The sequence below is a fragment of the Streptomyces sp. OZ13 genome (assembly GCF_052068155.1).
Lineage (GTDB): Bacteria > Actinomycetota > Actinomycetes > Streptomycetales > Streptomycetaceae > Streptomyces.
Map to the genome: position 1 here is coordinate 82,619 of NZ_JBQHCZ010000016.1, position 17,822 is coordinate 100,440.

Below are 17,822 nucleotides of genomic sequence, written 5' to 3' on the forward strand. Positions count from 1 at the left end.
CATGGGCGCGGTGACGGTGGTCGCCCACCGCGGCGACCCGTACCGGTTCCGTGAGAACACCCTGCCCTCGCTGCGCTCGGCCCTGGAGCGGGGCGCGGACGCGGTCGAGATCGACGTGCGCCTCACCAGGGACGGCGTCCCGGTGCTGCTGCACGACGCGACGCTGAAGCGGTTGTGGGGCCATGACCGGCCGCTTGCGGGGCTCACGAAGGCGGAGGTCGACGGCCTCACCCACGGCGGGGTGCCCACCCTGCGCGAGGCGCTGACCGGACTCGGGCCGCACCGGCTGATGATCGATCTGCCCGGCGCGACACCGGAGTCGGTGCGGCGCGTGGTGGACACCGTCCGCGACTGCGGTGCGGCGGATCACGTCTACTACTGCGCCGGCCCGGCGACGATGCTCGCGGTCCGCGCGGCCGACGCCGCCGCGGAGATCGCGATGACCTGGACGACGCTGGCTCCGCCGCGGCCCGCGCTGCTCGAGGCCGTGAAGCCGCGCTGGCTCAACTACCGTTTCGGCTTGGTGGGACGGGAGTTGACGGACCGTGTGCACCGGGACGGTCTGCTCGTCTCCGCGTGGACGGCGGACACCCGCCGTACGATGCGGCGCCTGATCGACTGTGGCATCGACTCGATCACCACGAACCGGGTCGACGCCCTCAGGGCCGTCCTCGAAGACTCGCGCTCTCCCAAGGGACCTCGCAGGTGACAGACCGGATCCGCACCGACATGGCCCACAACTCCCGTGTCCGGAACGACATCGCCCCGTGTGCGCACCGGGGAGCCCAGCGGGCGGCGGCGGTGCCGCGGTTCGGCTAAACGGGCCACAAGCGGTAGTCGGACGCGCGCCGGTGGCCGTATTGCCGGCCGTGCTGGCGGCGGGCGGCCTCTCCCAGGTGGCAGTGGACGGGCCGGAACCCCACGGACGCGAAGGGGTGGGACGCCAACCCGGTCGTCACGGACATCGTCCTCACCACGTTCGGCACGCCGGACGGCCAGTGACCTCAGGCCGCTGACGGCACCGGTCCGGCCGCGCTCGCCGGGGCCGTCAGCGCCTCGAGCCGCTTGATCCTGCGGCGGACGAGGTACAGCGGGATCACGCCGAAGACGCCGAAGGACATGTCGATGACCGACCACCAGAAGGGGATGCCCCGGATCGGGCCGCAGATCAGGGCGAGCGGAATGATCCCGGCGCAGGCGATCATGCCGAACTCGACGACCCAGACGTTGCGCACGGGGTCGCGGTAGGGCCCGTAGAAGGCGACGGCGATCACGAGGTGGGCGAAGGCGAGCCAGTCGGTGCCGTAGAGCACGAACGGGTACTTCGCCTCAGTCGCGTCGAGTCCTTCCCGTACCCGCCCGATCCACTCCATGAGGGCGGGCAGTTGCTCCGGGAGCGGGGAGGCGGAGGAGGCCAGCAGATCCTCGAGCAGGCGCAATTCCGTCACCAGAGGAAACGCCGTCGCGCCGCTGAGCACCAGACACACGACGAAGAAGGCCAACCACACGCGTATCCCCCGCACGAGGGCTGCTCGCTCGCTCATACCGGCACCCTACGGCAGAAGTGAACGTGTTCAAAACCAGCGCGATCCGCTGATCCTCCGGCCGACCGCGTGGGCCACCGCCGTCGCACCGGCGGCCATCGCCAGCCCCGCCACCACATCCCGCGACCTGGCCGGCCGCAGCACCCCGGCGCGCCGGAGCCGCCCCCTGGCCCACAGCGCGAACGGCACCACGATCAGGGAGGTCACCGAGCCCGGGGTGTAGCCGCGGAAGGCGGCCGCCTGGGCGAGATGCACCAGACCGTGCAACCCGAACCCGTCCACCGCGCCCTGATAGAAGGCCGACCTGCCGCCCGTGCGGTGTCCCGCGACGGCTGCCGCCCCCACGATCGCGGCCATCACCCCCACCGCCGCGGTGAACTCCCGCTCGTCCACCGCCTCCATCGCCCGCCAGACCCGATCGGGGGCCTGCGGGAACCGCTTGCGGAGCACGGGAAGGTTCTCCCGTATCCACTGCGGCCCCGTGGCCAACTCCTCCAGGTCGTGCAGGGCCCAGGCGGCCAACAAGCCGTATGTCACAGTCGCGTCGAGACGGTCGTCGCTCATGATCCCCAGTCTGTTCCAGGAGCCGTCGCGGTACCGCGCCTTCACGGATCCCGTGGGCTTCCAGGGGTGCGGGGCCGGTGGACGGCCTCACGGTTCGTTCGCCGTGGACGCGGTCGCATTCGTCAGCAACCCAATGGGACCCGCCGCACGACAGCGCGCCCGGTGCACAGGTGCACCGGGCGCGCAGCGTTCCGCGACAGGGACTCAGCCGTCGAGCGACGTCATCACGTGCTTGATGCGCGTGTAGTCGTCGAAGCCGTACGCCGACAGGTCCTTGCCGTAGCCGGACTTCTTGAAGCCGCCGTGGGGCATCTCGGCGACGAGCGGGATGTGGGTGTTGATCCACACACAGCCGAAGTCCAGCGCCTTGGACATCCGCATCGCCCGCGCGTGGTCCTTGGTCCACACCGAGGAGGCCAGCGCGTACTCCACGCCGTTCGCCCACTCGAGGGCCTGCGACTCGTCCGAGAAGGACTGCACGGTGATGACCGGTCCGAAGACCTCGTTCTGGATGATCTCGTCGTCCTGCTTGAGGCCGGAGACGACGGTGGGGGCGTAGAAGTAGCCCTTGTCGCCGACCCGCTGCCCACCCGACTCGACCTTGGCGTGCGCCGGGAGGCGGTCGATGAAGCCGGTGACCTGGTCCAGCTGGTTCGCGTTGTTCAGCGGACCGTAGAGCACGTCCTCGTCGTCCGGGGCGCCGGTCTTCGTCTCCGCGGCCGCCTTGGCGAGCGCTGCCACGAACTCGTCGTGGATCGACTCCTGCACGAGCACACGGGTGGCCGCCGTGCAGTCCTGGCCGGCGTTGAAGAAGCCCGCCACCGAGATGTCCTCGACGGCCTTGGCGATGTCGGTGTCCTCGAAGACCACGACCGGCGCCTTGCCGCCGAGCTCGAGGTGGACACGCTTGACGTCCTTCGCCGCGGAGGCCGCGACCTGGATGCCGGCCCGCACGGAACCGGTGATGGACGCCATCGCGGGGACCGGGTGCTCGACCATCGCACGGCCGGTGTCGCGGTCGCCGCACACCACGTTGAAGACGCCCTTGGGCGCGATCGCACCGATGATCTCGGCCATCAGCACGGTCGAGGCCGGCGTGGTGTCGGACGGCTTCAGCACGACGGTGTTGCCCGCCGCGAGAGCCGGCGCGAACTTCCAGACAGCCATCATCATCGGGTAGTTCCACGGGGCGACCTGCGCGCAGACGCCCACCGGCTCGCGCCGGACGATGGAGGTCATGCCCTCCATGTACTCACCGGCGGAGCGGCCCTCGAGCATGCGGGCGGCGCCGGCGAAGAAGCGGATCTGGTCCACCATCGGCGGGATCTCTTCGGTGCGGGTCAGCCCGAGGGGCTTGCCGGTGTTCTCCGACTCGGCCGCGATCAGGTCCTCGGCCCGCTCCTCGAACGCGTCGGCGATCTTCAGCAGCACCTTCTGGCGCTCCGCGGGCGTGGTGTCGCGCCAGGCGGGGAAAGCGGCCGCGGCTGCGTCCATGGCGGCGTCGACGTCGGCCTGGCCGGAGAGAGGCGACGTGGCGTACACCTCGCCCGTGGCGGGGTTGACGATGTCGATCGTCCGGCCGTCGGCGGCGTCCTTGAACTCCCCGTTGATGTAGTTGCGCAGTCGACGCAGCTCGGTGGTCACTGTTGCCACCCCTCCTGTCGTGTCCGATGGGTGAGACACCCACCCTAATCTCTTCGCGGACGGTTTCAACAGGCCCGCCACCCTCCAACTTCGGATTCAGTTAAGTTTCACCCTCACAACAACGAATTTCATCGCTCAGGGCTTGCCAGACAGACGAGTAGCGGTGCAGAGTGAGGTTGTGGCCAGCCGTAGCGCAGACTCCAGGAACGGGACCGCAGGTGGTTCGTCGACCCCGACGATCGACGCGGTCTCCCTCGCGATCATCGAACAGCTCCAGGAGGACGGTCGCCGTCCCTACGCCGCGATCGGCAAGGCCGTCGGCCTTTCCGAAGCGGCCGTGCGGCAACGCGTCCAGAAGCTGCTCGACCAGGGCGTGATGCAGATCGTCGCCGTCACCGACCCGCTCACCGTGGGCCTGCGGCGCCAGGCGATGGTCGGCATCAAGGTCGAGGGCGACCTCGACCCCGTCGCGGACGCGGTGACGGCCATGGCCGAATGCGAGTACGTGGTGATGACCGCGGGCTCCTTCGACCTCATGGTGGAGATCGTCTGCGAGGACGACGACCACCTGCTCGAAGTGATCAACAAGCGGATCCGTGCGCTCCCCGGCGTGCGCTCCACCGAGAGCTTCGTCTACCTCAAGCTCAAGAAGCAGACCTATATGTGGGGAACCCGATAGCCGTGAGCAAGGACCTCTCCAAGACCGCCTACGACCACTTGTGGATGCACTTCACCCGCATGTCGTCGTACGAGCACGCACCCGTGCCCACCATCGTGCGTGGCGAGGGCACCTACATCTACGACGACAAGGGCAAGCGCTACCTCGACGGTCTCTCCGGCCTGTTCGTGGTCAACGCGGGCCACGGCCGGCACGAGCTCGCCGAGACCGCCTACAAGCAGGCCCAGGAGCTCGCGTTCTTCCCCGTCTGGTCCTACGCGCACCCCAAGGCGGTCGAGCTCGCGGAGCGTCTCGCCCACCACGCGCCGGGCGACCTCAACAAGGTCTTCTTCACCACCGGCGGCGGCGAGGCCGTCGAGACCGCCTGGAAGCTGGCCAAGCAGTACTTCAAGCTGCAGGGCAAGCACACCAAGTACAAGGTGATCTCCCGCGCGGTCGCCTACCACGGGACCCCGCAGGGCGCCCTGTCCATCACCGGCCTGCCCGCGCTCAAGGCCCCCTTCGAGCCGCTGGTCCCCGGCGCGCACAAGGTGCCGAACACCAACATCTACCGAGCCCCGATCCACGGCGACGACCCCGAGGCCTTCGGCCGCTGGGCCGCCGACCAGATCGAGCAGCAGATCCTCTTCGAGGGCCCCGAGACCGTCGCCGCGGTCTTCCTCGAGCCGGTGCAGAACGCGGGCGGCTGCTTCCCGCCGCCGCCCGGGTACTTCCAGCGGGTCCGCGAGATCTGCGACCAGTACGACGTGCTGCTCGTCTCCGACGAGGTCATCTGCGCCTTCGGCCGGCTCGGCACGATGTTCGCCTGCGACAAGTTCGACTACGTGCCGGACATGATCACCTGCGCCAAGGGCATGACCTCGGGCTACTCCCCGATCGGCGCCTGCATCGTCTCCGACCGCATCGCGGAGCCGTTCTACAAGGGTGACAACACCTTCCTGCACGGCTACACCTTCGGCGGTCACCCGGTGTCCGCGGCCGTGGGTCTCGCCAACCTCGACATCTTCGAGCGCGAGGGCCTCAACCAGCACGTCCTCGACAACGAGGGCAACTTCTTCTCCACGCTGCAGAAGCTGCACGACCTCCCGATCGTCGGCGACGTCCGCGGCAACGGATTCTTCTACGGCATCGAGCTGGTGAAGGACAAGGTCACCAAGGAGTCCTTCAACGACGAGGAGACCGAGCGCGTCCTGTACGGCTTCCTCTCCAAGGCGCTGTACGACAACGGCCTGTACTGCCGGGCCGACGACCGGGGCGACCCGGTCGTCCAGCTGGCCCCGCCGCTGATCTCCGACCAGTCGACGTTCGACGAGATCGAGCAGATCCTGCGCGGCGTCCTCGCCGAGGCGTGGACCAAGCTCTGACCCCACCCCGCCCTCCCCGCACGCGGCCCGGGTACCTCCATCCGAGTGAGATGGACGGTGCCCGGGCCGCGTGCTTCCCGGTAGCCCGGCAGTGACTCCTTAGCGTGCCCAGTGACCGATCGGCCCTGCCTTCGTTCCCCCGTACGGGGGGCCGGAAATCTGATCAGAACCGAGGTGTACGTCATGGTGGCCCCGCCCGACAACGATGTGATCTGGGCTCGCTCCCTGCACCACGCCCACCGCGGCTCCCCGGCCCTCGTGGGCGTGTCGCTGGGCGTGCGGGAGGGCGAGATCCTCGCCGTGCTCGGTGCGCGCGGCAGCGGCAAGACCACACTGCTGCGGTGCCTGTCCGGGCAGCTCGTCGCGCAGCAGGGCGAGGTGTGGTTCAACAGCTCCCCCGTGCACACCATGCCCGCCCTGGTGCGTGAGCGACTGCGGCGCGACCGCTTCGGCTGGATCGACCCCGAGCCCACGCTCGTACCGGAGCTCAACGCCTGGGAGAACACCGCCCTGCCGCTGCTGCTCTCCGGCGTCTCCCGCCGGGCGGCACGGACCACGGCGATGGAGTGGATGGAACGCCTGGACATCGGCGCCTGCGCGCGCAAGCGCCCCTACGCGCTGCTGCGGGCGGAGCAGCAGCGCGTCGCCGTCGCACGGTCCCTGGTCACCACCCCGTCCGTGCTCTTCGCGGACGAGCCGACCGCCTCGCTGCACAGCCAGGATCGCGCCCAGGTGCTGCGCACACTGATGGCCGCCGTCCGCTCGCACCGGATCACCATGGTGCTCGCCACCCACGACGCGGACGTCGCTGCGGTCGCCGACCGTACGATCACGCTCGCCGACGGGCGGCGGGTGGGATCCCAGGCGACCGCCGACGCGGAAGGGCGGGCCGCGTGCTCGCTCTCCGTCTGACGCGCGGGTCGCATCCACTGGTACTGCTGCGCCGGCTCACGGTGGCGGCGGCATCGGCGGGTGTCGGCTTCCTGCTGCTGTGCACACTGATGCACGCGCTGTCGCATCCCGACGACCGGTCCTCCGTGGGGCGCCTGCTGTGGTGCGCGCTGCCGCTCGCCGCCACGGTGTACCTCGCCGTGGCCGTGGCCCGCACGGACCCCGGCACCCGGCCGCGCTCCGGCCTCTCCGCGGTCGGACTCGGGCCTGTACGCCTCGCCGTCCTCGCCGCGTCCTCCACCGCCCTCTCCTGCACGCTCGGCAGCGTCCTCGCGTTGCTGTTCTTCCTGCACCTGCGGGGCGACCTGACGGGGCTGCCGTTCGACGGGGCCGCGGCCGAACTGCTCTCCGCAGGAACGCCGCTGCCGCTGCCGGCCGCGCTCACCCTGCTGTCGCTCGTGCCGCTCGTGTCCACCGCGGCGGCCGCCGTCGCCCTCCGGCCGCGCCCCGCGGTACCCGACGCCGAGGAGTCGGCCGGCGCCCCGGCCGGGCTGCCCTGGGGCGTCGCGCTGATCGCGGTGGGCCTGGCCGTCGAGACCTACGTGAGCGGAACGGAGGCCGACACCCGGCCGCCCGGCGTGCTGGCGGGCTGGGCCCTCACGGCGGCCGGCCTGTGGCTCGCCGGACCTGCCCTCACCCACCTGTGCGGCCGTCTGCTCCAGTCGGCCGGGCCGAGCGCGCTCCGGCTGCTGGCCGGCCGCATCCTCATGGCGGAGTCACGGCGCATCGGCCGCCCCCTCGGCGTGGTCTGCGCGGTGGCCTCCGGAGCGATGGCGGCCGTCGCCGCGTACGGCTCCGCCCCGCGCCCGTGGGGCCCAATGACGGCACTGGGCACGACCCTGGTCGTCGTGTGCACGACGGCGGCGCTGCTGACGGCGGCGCTGGAGTCCCGCCAGTCCCGCACGGAGGCGACCGCGGACCTGGTCCGGCTGGGCGCCCCGGCGACGGTGCTGCGACAGGCGGCGGCCCTGCGTGCCGGGGTCCTGTTCATGGTCTTCGTCCCACTGACCCTGACCGTCGGCGCCCTGGCGGCCACCCCGCTGACCCGCTGAACCGTTACCGCGGGGCGTTGAGGCGCTGAGGCACGCCGTACTGCGCCGTCGAGCCGGCGGCGACGCTCTCTGCGCGTCCGGGCCGGGGGGCGGCCGGGCGGGTCGGGCGGGTCGGGCGGGTCGGGCGGGTCGGGCGGGTCGGGGGAGCGAGGCCCGGCCCGCCTATCGTGGGCGCATGACGGCCACCCCGCACGACCGCGAGATCGAGTCCCTCGAAGAGTTCGACGACGCCGTCGCCCGCGGCTCGCTCGCCGGGCACCGCGTCCAGTCCGTGGATCTCACCGGGCGAACCGCCGACCTCCTGCGCGCCGACACGGCCTCCGCCGTGTTCCTCGGCTGCCCCATGGAGCCCGACGCCGCCGCCAAGGTCCGCGCGGACGGCGCCCTCGTCTTCCCGCCCGTGCCCGATCTGCCCTTCGACCCGTACAGCGGCCGGCTCTACTCCCCCGACGACCTGTTCGAGGGCCTCGAGGACGGCGGGTACGAGTCGACGCCCGACGCCCTGGCCTACACGTGGTTCCAGCAGACGAAGGCCGACGGGGACATCTTCGCCTCCATGCTCCGCGCCGTCCACGACGACTCGATCTCCGACGCCCTGGACGAACACCTCGCCGGCGAGCGGGTGGTGGGCGTGATGGGCGGCCATGCGATGGGCCGCGGCACCGACGCGTACGCCGGCGCCGCACTGCTGGGCCGCGAGCTGGCCCGTGCCGGATTCACGGTCGCCACCGGCGGCGGGCCGGGCGCGATGGAGGCCGCCAACCTGGGCGCGTACGCGGCACCGCACCCGGACGGGATGCTGGACGACGCGCTGCTGCTGCTCGCCAAGGCCCCGTCGTTCCTGCCGTCCGTCTCCGACTGGGCGCAGGCCGCCTTCGAGGTCCGTCACCGCTGGCCGAGCGGCGGCGACTCCGTCGGCATCCCGACCTGGTTCTACGGCCACGAGCCGCCGAACGCCTTCGCCGGGCACATCGCCAAGTACTTCGCCAACGCCACCCGTGAGGACGGCCTGCTGGCCAGGTCGAACGCGGGTGTCATCTTCCTGCCGGGCGCCGCCGGAACACTCCAGGAGATCTTCGACAACGCCACGCCGAACTACTACGAGTCGCGCGGCGGACCGACCCCCATGGTGCTCGTCGACCGGCACCACTGGACGGATCATCTGCCGGCGTGGCCGCTGCTGCGCTCACTCGCGCGCGGCCGGTCGATGGAGGCGCGGATCGCCCTTGTCGACTCGGTCGACGAGGCACCGGACGCCCTGCGGCGGCTGCTGACGGACGCTCACTGAGGGGCGTCCGGTCCGAGCACCACCACCTCCTCGGCGGCGAACACGACACCCACCGCGGTGCCCACGGCCGGGGCCTGCCCGAGGGAGCACTCCGCCTCCAGCGGGGGCCCGTCCTCGGGGCGCAGCCGCACGGCCACGTGGCTCCCGCGGAAGGTGCGCGACTCGACCGTGCACCGCAGGCCCTCCGACTGGTCGGTGAGCCGAACCCCGTCGGGCCGTACGAGCACCGTCCGTGCCCCCTGGGGTGACCCGTCCGGTACCGGCAACTTGCCCCACTCGGTGTTCGCGGCCGTGCCCTCGACGGTCGCCGCCACGACGTTGTCGAAACCGAGGAAGCGGGCCACGAACGCGGACGCGGGCCGCTGCCAGACCTCCAGCGGGGTCCCCGCCTGCGCGATCCGGCCGTCCCGCATGACGACGACCCGGTCGGCCAGCGCGAAGGCCTCGCCCTGGTCGTGGGTGACGGCGAGCACCGTCGTGCCCAGCCGCTCGAACAGGTCACGCAGTTCGACGACGAGCCGCTCCCGCAGACCACGGTCCAGCTGGCCGAGCGGCTCGTCGAGCATCAGCAGTCTCGGCTCCGGCGCCAGCGCCCTGGCGAGGGCGACTCGCTGCTGCTCGCCGCCGGACAGGGCCGCGACGGACCTCTTCCGCGCACCCGGCAGCCCCACCATCCGCAGCAACTCGTCGGCCCTGCGGGCCTGTTCCGCACGGTCCGCGCCGTGCATCCGCAGTCCGAAGGCGACATTGCCGCCGACGTCCCGCTGCGGGAACAGCTGGTGGTCCTGGAACATGAGCCCCACCCCGCGTCGGTGCACCGGTACGCGCACCTGGTCGGCCCCACCGAGCAACACCCGCCCCGCGTCGGCCTCCTGGAGCCCGGCGACCACCCGCAGCAGCGTCGACTTGCCACTGCCGCTCGGCCCGAGCAGGCACACGATCTCGTGCTCGGCGACCTTGAGGTCCACCGAGTCCAGCGCGGTGCGCGGCCCGAACCGTACGGTCACGCCCGCCAGTTCCAGCAGCGCCATCAGAACTCCTCGGTGGTGGACTCGGTACGGATGCGTTCGAGCAGCAGCAGCGCCGCCGCGCACACCACCATCAGGATGGTGCTCAGTGCCATCGCCTGCCCGTAGTTGAGCTCCCCGGGCCGTCCGAGCAGCCGTGCGACCGCCACCGGCAGCGTCGGGTTGTCAGGACGGGCGATGAAGACGGTGGCGCCGAACTCGCCGAGGGAGACGGCGAACGCGAAACCGGCGGCCACCGCCAGCGCCCTGCGCACCAGGGGCAGATCGACCTCGCGCCAGGCCCGCAGCGGGGACGCGCCAAGGACCGCGGCCGCCTCCCGCAGGCGTTCGTCCACGGCGCGCAGCACGGGCAGCATGGTGCGGACCACGAAGGGCACGCCGACCAGCGCCTGGGCGAGGGGCACCAGGATCCACGAGGCCCGCAGGTCCAGCGGCGGTTCGTCGAGGGTGATGAGGAAGCCGAAGCCGACGGTCACGGCGGAGACGCCGAGCGGCAGCATGAGCAGTGCGTCGAAGCCCCGGACGAGCCTGCCCGCCCGACGGGTGAGGGCGGCCGCGGCAAGACCGCCGACGGCTACCGAGATGGCCGTCGCGGCCAGGGCGTAGCGGAGGGAGTTCCAGACGGCTTCGATCGGCGGCACGAGGAACGCGCCGCCGGACGGGTCCACGGTGCCGAGTTCCCGGTAGTAGCCGAACCCGTAGCCGGCCGGGGTGTCGAAGGAACGCTCGACCAGCACCGCGAGCGGCACCAGGAGCAGCACCACCACCGTGGTCAGGACGCCGCCGAGCAGCAGCCACTGAACAGCGCCGCGCGGACGTCGCGCGGTGCGCGCCGGATCGACGAGCCGCAGCGCGCTCTCCCGCCGCCGCACCGTCCAGGCGTGCACGGCCAGGACCGCGCCGACCGCGAGGAACTGCACCAGCGTCAGCACGGCCGCCGTCGACAGGTCCAGGAACTCGGCGGTCTGCCGGTAGATCTCCACCTCGAGAGTGGAGAAGGCGGGGCCGCCGAGGATCTGCACGACACCGAAGGAGGTGAAGGTGAAGAGGAAGACCATGAGGGCGGCCGCGGCGAGCGAGGGCACCAGCGCGGGCAGCGTCACCCGCCGCCAGGCGGCGAGGCGTCCCGCGCCCAGCACCCGGGCGGCCTCCTCCTGGCGGGGGTCGAGCTGCGACCACAGACCGCCGACGGTGCGGACGACGACGGCGTAGTTGAAGAAGACATGCGCGAGGAGGATCGCCCACACCGTGGTGTCCAGCCGGATCCCCCACAGTTCGTCGAGGAGTCCGCCGCGCCCCAACAGGGCCAGGAACGCCGTACCGACGACGACTGTCGGCAGCACGAACGGCACGGTGACCACCGCGCGCAGCAGCCGCTTCCCGGGAAAGTCGAGCCGGGCGAAGACATACGCGCCGGGCAGCGCGATCAGCAGGGTCAGTGCCGTGGACGCCAGCGCCTGCCAGGTGGTGAACCACAGCACGTCGCGGATGTCCGACCGGCCGAGCACCTCGCCGAACCGGCCGAACTGCCAGGCTCCCTCGGCGTGGAGGCCGCGTCCGACGATCGCCGCGACGGGGTAGGCGAAGAAGAGCCCGAAGAACGCGACCGGACCGGCCATCAGGCCGAGCCGTGCCGCGTTCCCGCGCAGGGATGTGCCTACTTCACGACGAGCGAGGACCACGACCGGACCCACTGCTCACGGTTCTTCGCGATGGTGTCCGCGGCAACGGTCTCGGGCTTCTCGACCACCGCGCCGTGCTTGGTGAACAGGGCGGGCAGCTTCGCGTCCTTGACGACCGGGTTGACGAACATGTTGAGCGGCATGTCCTCCTGGAACTTCTTGCTGATCAGGAAGTCCAGCAGCGCCTTGCCGCCCGCCTCGTTCTTCGCGCCCGTCAGCAGGCCCGCGAACTCGATCTGCCGGAAGCAGGTGCCGGTGGCCACGCCGGTGGGCGCCTCCGCGGGCTGCGGCTCGGAGTACAGGACCTCGACCGGCGGGCTGGAGGCGTACGAGACGACGAGCGGGCGGTCGGCCTTGGCCTTCTTGCCGCCGGCGGAGCCGGAGAACTCCTCGTTGTACGCCTGCTCCCAGCCGTCGACGACCTTGACGCCGTTGTCCTTGAGCTTGTTCCAGTAGCTCTGCCAGCCCGACTCGCCGTACTCGCCGATGGTGCCGAGCAGGAAGCCGAGGCCCGGAGAGGAGGTGGCGGCGTTCTCGACGACCAGCATGTTCTTGTACTCGGGCTTCGCGAGGTCGGCGAAGGTCCGCGGCGGCGCGAGCTTCTTGTCGGCGAAGAACTTCTTGTCGTAGTTGACGCAGATGTCGCCGGTGTCGACGGGCGTCACGCGGTGCTTGCCCGCGTCGAGCCGGACCTCCTGCGCGACCTGGTCGAGGCCCTTGGCCTCGTAGGGCGTGAAGAGGTCGTTGTCGAGCGCGCGGGACAGCAGGGTGTTGTCCACGCCGAAGAAGACGTCGCCCTGCGGGGAGCCCTTGGTGAGGATCTCCTTGTTGAGCGCGGTGCCGGCGTCGCCGCTCTTGAGCACCTTGACCGTGTATCCGGTCTGTGCGGTGAACTCCTTGAGGACGGCGTCGGACGCCGCGAAGGAATCATGGCTGACGAGCGTCACGGTCTTCGGGCCGCTCGCCCCGCCGGACGCGTCCTTGTCCTTGGACTCCCCGCCGCACGCCGCGAGTACGCAAACGCCGACGGCGCCGACGAGTGCCGTGCGGACGGCACGCCGAAGCTGGCTTTTCATGATGTTGCTGACTCCCTACGCCGGTATGACCCGGATCAGGTCCGAGGGTCTGCGGCCCGTGGCCGTGAAGGCCTCGCCGCACTCTCAGCGCTGTGGTGCGCTCCCCTGTCGGAATGTTTCGTTGTTCATTTGTGCGAACGCACAGGGCACAGTATCAGCCACGGCCGACGGCCCTGCGGGTCACCGCTCCTGCGCCGCCAGCTGCCCGCAGGCGCCGTCGATCTCCTGGCCTCGGGTGTCCCGGACGGTGACGGGCACACCATGAGCGGCGATGGCCTCCACGAACGCCTTCTCGTCCTCGGGTCGCGAGGCCGTCCACTTCGAACCGGGCGTCGGGTTGAGCGGGATCAGGTTCACATGAACCCGCTTGCCCTTCAGCAGCCGGCCGAGGAGGTCACCGCGCCAGGCCTGGTCGTTGATGTCGCGGATCAGCGCGTACTCGATGGAGATCCGGCGGCCCGACTTCTCCGCGTACTCCCAGGCGGCGTCGAGGACCTCGCGCACCTTCCAGCGGGTGTTGACCGGGACCAGGGTGTCGCGCAGCTCGTCGTCCGGGGCGTGCAGCGACACCGCGAGGCGGCACTTGAAGCCCTCGTCCGCGAAGCGGAGCATCGCCGGCACCAGGCCGACGGTCGAGACCGTGATCCCGCGCTGCGAGAGACCCAGACCGTCCGGCTCGGGGTCGGTGAGCCGACGGATGGCTCCGACGACCCGCTTGTAGTTGGCGAGCGGCTCGCCCATGCCCATGAAGACGATGTTGGACAGCCGGGCCGGCCCTCCGGGCACCTCGCCGTCGCGCAGGGCGCGCATGCCGTCGACGATCTGGTGCACGATCTCGGCGGTCGACAGGTTCCGGTCGAGACCGGCCTGCCCGGTGGCGCAGAAGGGGCAGTTCATCCCGCACCCGGCCTGCGACGAGATGCACATGGTGACCCGGTCCGGGTAGCGCATCAGCACCGACTCGACCAGCGTGCCGTCGTGCAGACGCCACAGCGTCTTGCGGGTGGTGTCGTCGTCGCACGAGATGTGCCGCACCACGGACATCAGATCCGGCAGCAGCTCGGTGGCGAGCTTCTCCCGGGCGGCCGCCGGGATGTCGGTCCACTGGGCGGGGTCGTGGGCGTACCGCGCGAAGTAGTGCTGGGACAGCTGCTTGGCGCGGAACGGCTTCTCGCCGATCGCGGCGACGGCGTCCTTGCGCTCGGCGGGCGTGAGGTCGGCGAGGTGCCGCGGGGGCTTCTTGGCTCCGCGGGGCGCGACGAAGGTGAGTTCTCCTGGCTTGGGCATGGTTCATCCAGTGTCGCAGACGGATTCCCGTGCCCTGCTGGCCTCGGCTTGGCTGACCGGCCCGGGCCCACGTGCCGTCGCCGCCGGGATGTCAGTCGCGGCGAAGGACGCCGCAGCCCCCTTCAAAGCGACAGGACACTCGCGGTGTTGTCCCGCTGGCGCACACCCGCTATAGAATCGAACACGTGTACGGTGTACCTCGTCTCACTCTCCTCCGATTCCTCCGCCGCGTTCAGGAGCAACAGCCGGCGCAGACGGACCGATGGATCGCCGGGGAGGAACGGCGCGCCACCCTCACCGCGCCGCGCGCCCGCCGCAACAGATCCGGAGCTCGTCACCGACGGGCCCATCATGGGGCGAGTGGGGGGCGGCCACGCACACGAGTGGGCCGCCGACCGACCGGCGACGTCCATGGTCGCCGGCCACGCCAAACAGGTCGTCTGCCACAGCCACCGGCCGTACGCGTCGTGAGGTGCACCCCCATCACACCAGCAGTGGGCCACCGCACCGTTCTGCGCCGTCCTTCATGGCGATCAGGTTGGCCTGCACGTAGGAGATGTGGTTCTTGGAGTGCCAGTCGGTCGGGTAGTAGGTGACCAACCGTGATCGCTGGAACCGGGCCTGGATCTCCGGTACGAATGCGCGGTATTGGTTGTCGGTGTAGTACCAGAACGAGTTCTCGTTGTAATACGCGACATGCGTCGGGTCCTGGTAGGCTCCCCGGCCGTCCGAGCTGGGAGTCTGGGTAAGGAGCATGCCACCGGGCGCCAACAGGCGATACAGCTCGTTGATCAGTGGAATCTTCGCCGGTACGTGCTCCAGGAAGTCCACGGCGCGGAGCAGGCCGACAGAGTTGTCGGGCAGATCCAGTGGCTCAGGCAGCCTCGCAACGATGTCGACGCCGTCCCTGGGGTACTGGTCCACTCCCAGATAGCCGGGTGCCTTGCGGTGCGCCGCGCCGAGGTCCAGCGCAAGCAGCCCACGCCGCTTGGTCCAGGCGAGTGCGTTGGCCTCGATGTATTTGTCGTACAGGGCGACGGTCTCACGCTGGATATGCGCGTTGACCTCGGTGTCGCGCTGTGTGTTGTGGGGATGCAGCCGCTGTAGGTACAAGCAGCGAGGGATCCGGTGGAAGTCACCCGCCTGGAAAAGCCGGCACATCAAGTCCTGGTCGTCCAGCACCGCGCGTGTCGCATCGTACCCACCGACCTGCTCGTAGGTGTCCTTACGGAACGCTCGCACATGATTGGGGGCGTACCAGATGTACGACACGTTGTGCGGCGCCGGTGCCATGGCGATGGATTGCAAGAGTCGGCGACCGTCGACCTCCACCTCCTCGTATTGCCAGCCGTGCGCCTCGTTGAAGCGCGTGTCGTCACGGCTTCCGTCCTCGGCGATCTGAGCGGTGTGGCTGTATACGAAGACGATGTCGGGGTTCTCGTCGAAGGCCGTCGCCAGTTCCGCCAGGCAGTCCTTTGCCAGCAGGTCGTCGTGATCGAGCTCGACGAGGATCTCTCCGCGTGCCAATTCGCAGGCGCGGCGCTTGGCCGCTCCCACCCCCCGGATGTCGTCGGAGATCTCCACCCGAACACGGTCGTCGGGGCGTTCCGGCCGCCATCGCGCGCCGTTGTTGAGGAGCACGATCCACTCCCAGTCGGAGCGGGTCTGCGCTTGCAGGGTCGTAAGGCACTCGTCCAGGAAACGGGGTCGATGACTGGGGGTGAAGACGGAGAACCTAGGGGTCGGGGTCATTTTCTCGTACCTGCCTGTGTGACTGTCGGTGCTGTGCCGGCAGCATCCCGGAAATGCTCCGGCGTGAGCTGTTGGAGCGCCCGGTCGGCCCGGACGGCTTGGCCGAAGGTGTCCTCGGCCAAGCCGTCGTGTCCCTTCTTCGCCAACGCCCGTCCAAGGTGCAGACAGGCGGTGCCGGCCCGTCGGTCGGCGTCGACAATGCGCCTCAGAAGAGCGATCGCATGATCGGTGTCACTCGACCCGAGCCGGATCGCCTTGTTGTACCGGGCGGATTCGAAATCCGGATCGATCGGCGCTACGGGCCTGGATTCAGCCGTGGGCGTGGTGTCGGAGTCCGCTGTGGCCCAGCGAATCCAACCGCCACCACATGGGCGGCCACGACCGATGCGGCGAGTCCGGTCAATTCCATCCGCTTCTTTATGGCCGTCTACCGAATCGATCCAGGAACGCGACTGAGTCGGCCGACGTGGGCAAACAGGCGGATGCGGGGGGAGGGTGTCCACGGTGGGCTGTCGCTCGGTGTGGCCTCGAGCGCCATCCGGCCTGACGAGGCTCGTGGCGCGGGCCTCACGGTGCGCATACCGCATAAACGGTGATTGTGCGTGCGTCGGCCGCCGTGACCTGCCAACCAGTAGCCGGGGAACCCCCGACAGGACGGTCGTTGATGATCTCGAGCTGGCCTGCCGCGTTGGTCTGGTAGCCGCCACCGACGGCGAAGGTGCCGGCAGGGCACGAGACAACAGCGTTGCCCGTGTTGGTGGTAGCAGTGACGACCTGGCTCTGGGACCCAGGGCTCGCACCTTGGACGCCCTGATTCCCCTGAGATCCCTGCGGACCGGTTGCACCTTGGAAGCCCTGGAAGCCCTGGAAGCCCTGGGGCCCTTCCGCGCCGGTGTCGCCCTGGAACCCCTGCGCACCAGTGTCGCCCTGGAAACCCTGGTTGCCCTGCGCACCAGCATCGCCCTGGAAACCCTGGTTGCCCTGCGCACCAGCATCGCCCTGGAAACCCTGGTTGCCCTGCGCACCAGCATCGCCCTGGAACCCCTGGTTGCCCTGCGCACCAGCATCGCCCTGGAACCCCTGGTTGCCCTGCGCACCGGCCTCACCCTGGAAACCCTGGTTGCCCTGCGCACCGGCCTCACCCTGGAAACCCTGGTTGCCCTGCGCACCGGCCTCACCCTGGAACCCCTGGTTGCCCTGCGCACCGGCCTCACCCTGGAAACCCTGGGGCCCCTGCGCACCACCCCCGTCACCCTGGGGACCCTGCGCGCCGGTGTCGCCCTGGAAACCCTGGCTGCCCTGCGCACCGGTGTCACCCTGGAACCCCTGGCTGCCCTGCGCACCCGCCTCACCCTGGAACCCCTGAGGCCCCTGCGCACCACCCCCGTCACCCTGGGGACCCTGCGCGCCGGTGTCGCCCTGGAACCCTTGGCTCCCCTGCGCACCGGTGTCACCCTGGAACCCCTGAGGCCCCTGCGCGCCGGTGTCGCCTTGGGGCCCTTGGGATCCTTGGTGCTTATGGTGCCAGCCGCCCCACCAGCGTCCCTCTCCTTCTTCGTCGTCGTGGTCATGGGCTTCCCAGTGGGGGCGGGGATCGAAATCGGCACTGACGGCGCCATTCGGGCCTGGCACCCCGAGCGCGTAATCGATACGGGGCTCGCCGAGTGCATCGGCGAGGGCGGTTGCTGTTGACGCGAGGTTGACGACCACGCCAAGGCATCCCGCGGCCGAAAGCATCGTGGCGGTCTGGACCCAAGATCTGCGAAGCGACTTACGCTTCATCATTGAACCTTCCTGCAGAACTGGCAGCTAGTGCACGGACATTCACCGAATTCATGGAGGCACAGTGGCCCACCGCGTGCCGAGAGCACGTAAGTCACGGAAGGCGCCTATTCATACTGTAGGAATGCC

15 protein-coding genes and 1 riboswitch are annotated in these 17,822 nt (G+C 70.1%); of the genes, 7 read left to right on the forward strand and 8 right to left on the reverse strand.

The window, feature by feature from the left end; all coding sequences use genetic code 11:
- Position 1 precedes the first annotated feature (1 nt).
- Complete coding sequence (locus ACTMTU_RS28865) at positions 2-709, forward strand: glycerophosphodiester phosphodiesterase (RefSeq protein WP_441266391.1); 708 nt, start codon at positions 2-4, stop codon at positions 707-709.
- Between the two features lie 295 nt (positions 710-1,004).
- Here ACTMTU_RS28865 and ACTMTU_RS28870 read toward each other — a convergent pair whose 3' ends face one another.
- From ACTMTU_RS28870 to ACTMTU_RS28880, 3 genes are all read right to left on the reverse strand, one after another.
- Positions 1,005-1,544, reverse strand: coding sequence for a hypothetical protein (locus tag ACTMTU_RS28870; protein WP_441266392.1), 540 nt, complete (start codon positions 1,542-1,544; stop codon positions 1,005-1,007).
- Between the two features lie 30 nt (positions 1,545-1,574).
- A complete protein-coding gene (locus ACTMTU_RS28875) occupies positions 1,575-2,108 on the reverse strand; it encodes an HXXEE domain-containing protein (protein WP_441266393.1) in 534 nt (177 codons plus the stop codon).
- A 204-nt stretch (positions 2,109-2,312) separates the two neighbouring features.
- Positions 2,313-3,752 (reverse strand): gamma-aminobutyraldehyde dehydrogenase, encoded by a 1,440-nt coding sequence (locus ACTMTU_RS28880; RefSeq protein WP_364597711.1) that lies wholly within the window; start codon positions 3,750-3,752, stop codon positions 2,313-2,315.
- 163 nt (positions 3,753-3,915) lie between these two features.
- On the opposite strand from ACTMTU_RS28880, the gene ACTMTU_RS28885 reads away from it, so the two are divergent.
- The 5 genes from ACTMTU_RS28885 (at position 3,916) to ACTMTU_RS28905 (ending at position 9,086) form a co-directional block, all read left to right on the forward strand.
- Positions 3,916-4,431: an Lrp/AsnC family transcriptional regulator gene (locus ACTMTU_RS28885; protein ID WP_307708535.1), complete on the forward strand. Its 516-nt coding sequence runs from the start codon at positions 3,916-3,918 to the stop codon at positions 4,429-4,431.
- A complete protein-coding gene (locus ACTMTU_RS28890; RefSeq protein WP_441266394.1) occupies positions 4,416-5,795 on the forward strand; it encodes an aspartate aminotransferase family protein in 1,380 nt (459 codons plus the stop codon). Before ACTMTU_RS28885 ends, ACTMTU_RS28890 begins: the two co-directional genes overlap by 16 nt.
- A 183-nt stretch (positions 5,796-5,978) precedes the next feature.
- Positions 5,979-6,707 carry an ABC transporter ATP-binding protein gene (locus ACTMTU_RS28895; RefSeq protein WP_441266395.1) on the forward strand — a complete coding sequence of 243 codons (729 nt, stop codon included), beginning with the start codon at positions 5,979-5,981 and terminating at the stop codon, positions 6,705-6,707.
- Complete coding sequence (locus ACTMTU_RS28900) at positions 6,689-7,798, forward strand: hypothetical protein (RefSeq protein ID WP_441266396.1); 1,110 nt, start codon at positions 6,689-6,691, stop codon at positions 7,796-7,798. Before ACTMTU_RS28895 ends, ACTMTU_RS28900 begins: the two co-directional genes overlap by 19 nt.
- Before the next feature lie 175 nt (positions 7,799-7,973).
- Positions 7,974-9,086 (forward strand): LOG family protein, encoded by a 1,113-nt coding sequence (locus ACTMTU_RS28905; protein WP_441266397.1) that lies wholly within the window; start codon positions 7,974-7,976, stop codon positions 9,084-9,086.
- Here ACTMTU_RS28905 and ACTMTU_RS28910 read toward each other — a convergent pair.
- From ACTMTU_RS28910 to ACTMTU_RS28930, 5 genes are all read right to left on the reverse strand, one after another.
- Positions 9,080-10,117, reverse strand: a complete 1,038-nt coding sequence (locus tag ACTMTU_RS28910) for an ABC transporter ATP-binding protein (RefSeq protein ID WP_441266398.1) — start codon at positions 10,115-10,117, stop codon at positions 9,080-9,082. The genes ACTMTU_RS28905 and ACTMTU_RS28910 overlap by 7 nt on opposite strands.
- Complete coding sequence (locus tag ACTMTU_RS28915; RefSeq protein ID WP_441266455.1) at positions 10,117-11,733, reverse strand: ABC transporter permease; 1,617 nt, start codon at positions 11,731-11,733, stop codon at positions 10,117-10,119. The genes ACTMTU_RS28910 and ACTMTU_RS28915 overlap by 1 nt, the downstream gene beginning before the upstream one ends.
- Before the next feature lie 38 nt (positions 11,734-11,771).
- Positions 11,772-12,872: a thiamine ABC transporter substrate-binding protein gene (locus ACTMTU_RS28920; protein ID WP_441266399.1), complete on the reverse strand. Its 1,101-nt coding sequence runs from the start codon at positions 12,870-12,872 to the stop codon at positions 11,772-11,774.
- Positions 12,868-12,989: riboswitch (TPP riboswitch) on the reverse strand. It overlaps the preceding gene by 5 nt.
- Positions 12,990-13,052: 63 nt before the next feature.
- Positions 13,053-14,159 carry a 23S rRNA (adenine(2503)-C(2))-methyltransferase RlmN gene (gene rlmN, locus ACTMTU_RS28925; RefSeq protein WP_398065132.1) on the reverse strand — a complete coding sequence of 369 codons (1,107 nt, stop codon included), beginning with the start codon at positions 14,157-14,159 and terminating at the stop codon, positions 13,053-13,055.
- A 483-nt stretch (positions 14,160-14,642) separates the two neighbouring features.
- Positions 14,643-15,911, reverse strand: coding sequence for a glycosyltransferase (locus ACTMTU_RS28930; RefSeq protein ID WP_441266400.1), 1,269 nt, complete (start codon positions 15,909-15,911; stop codon positions 14,643-14,645).
- Between the two features lie 846 nt (positions 15,912-16,757).
- On the opposite strand from ACTMTU_RS28930, the gene ACTMTU_RS28935 reads away from it, so the two are divergent.
- A complete protein-coding gene (locus ACTMTU_RS28935) occupies positions 16,758-17,603 on the forward strand; it encodes a hypothetical protein (RefSeq protein ID WP_441266401.1) in 846 nt (281 codons plus the stop codon).
- Positions 17,604-17,822: the final 219 nt, after the last annotated feature.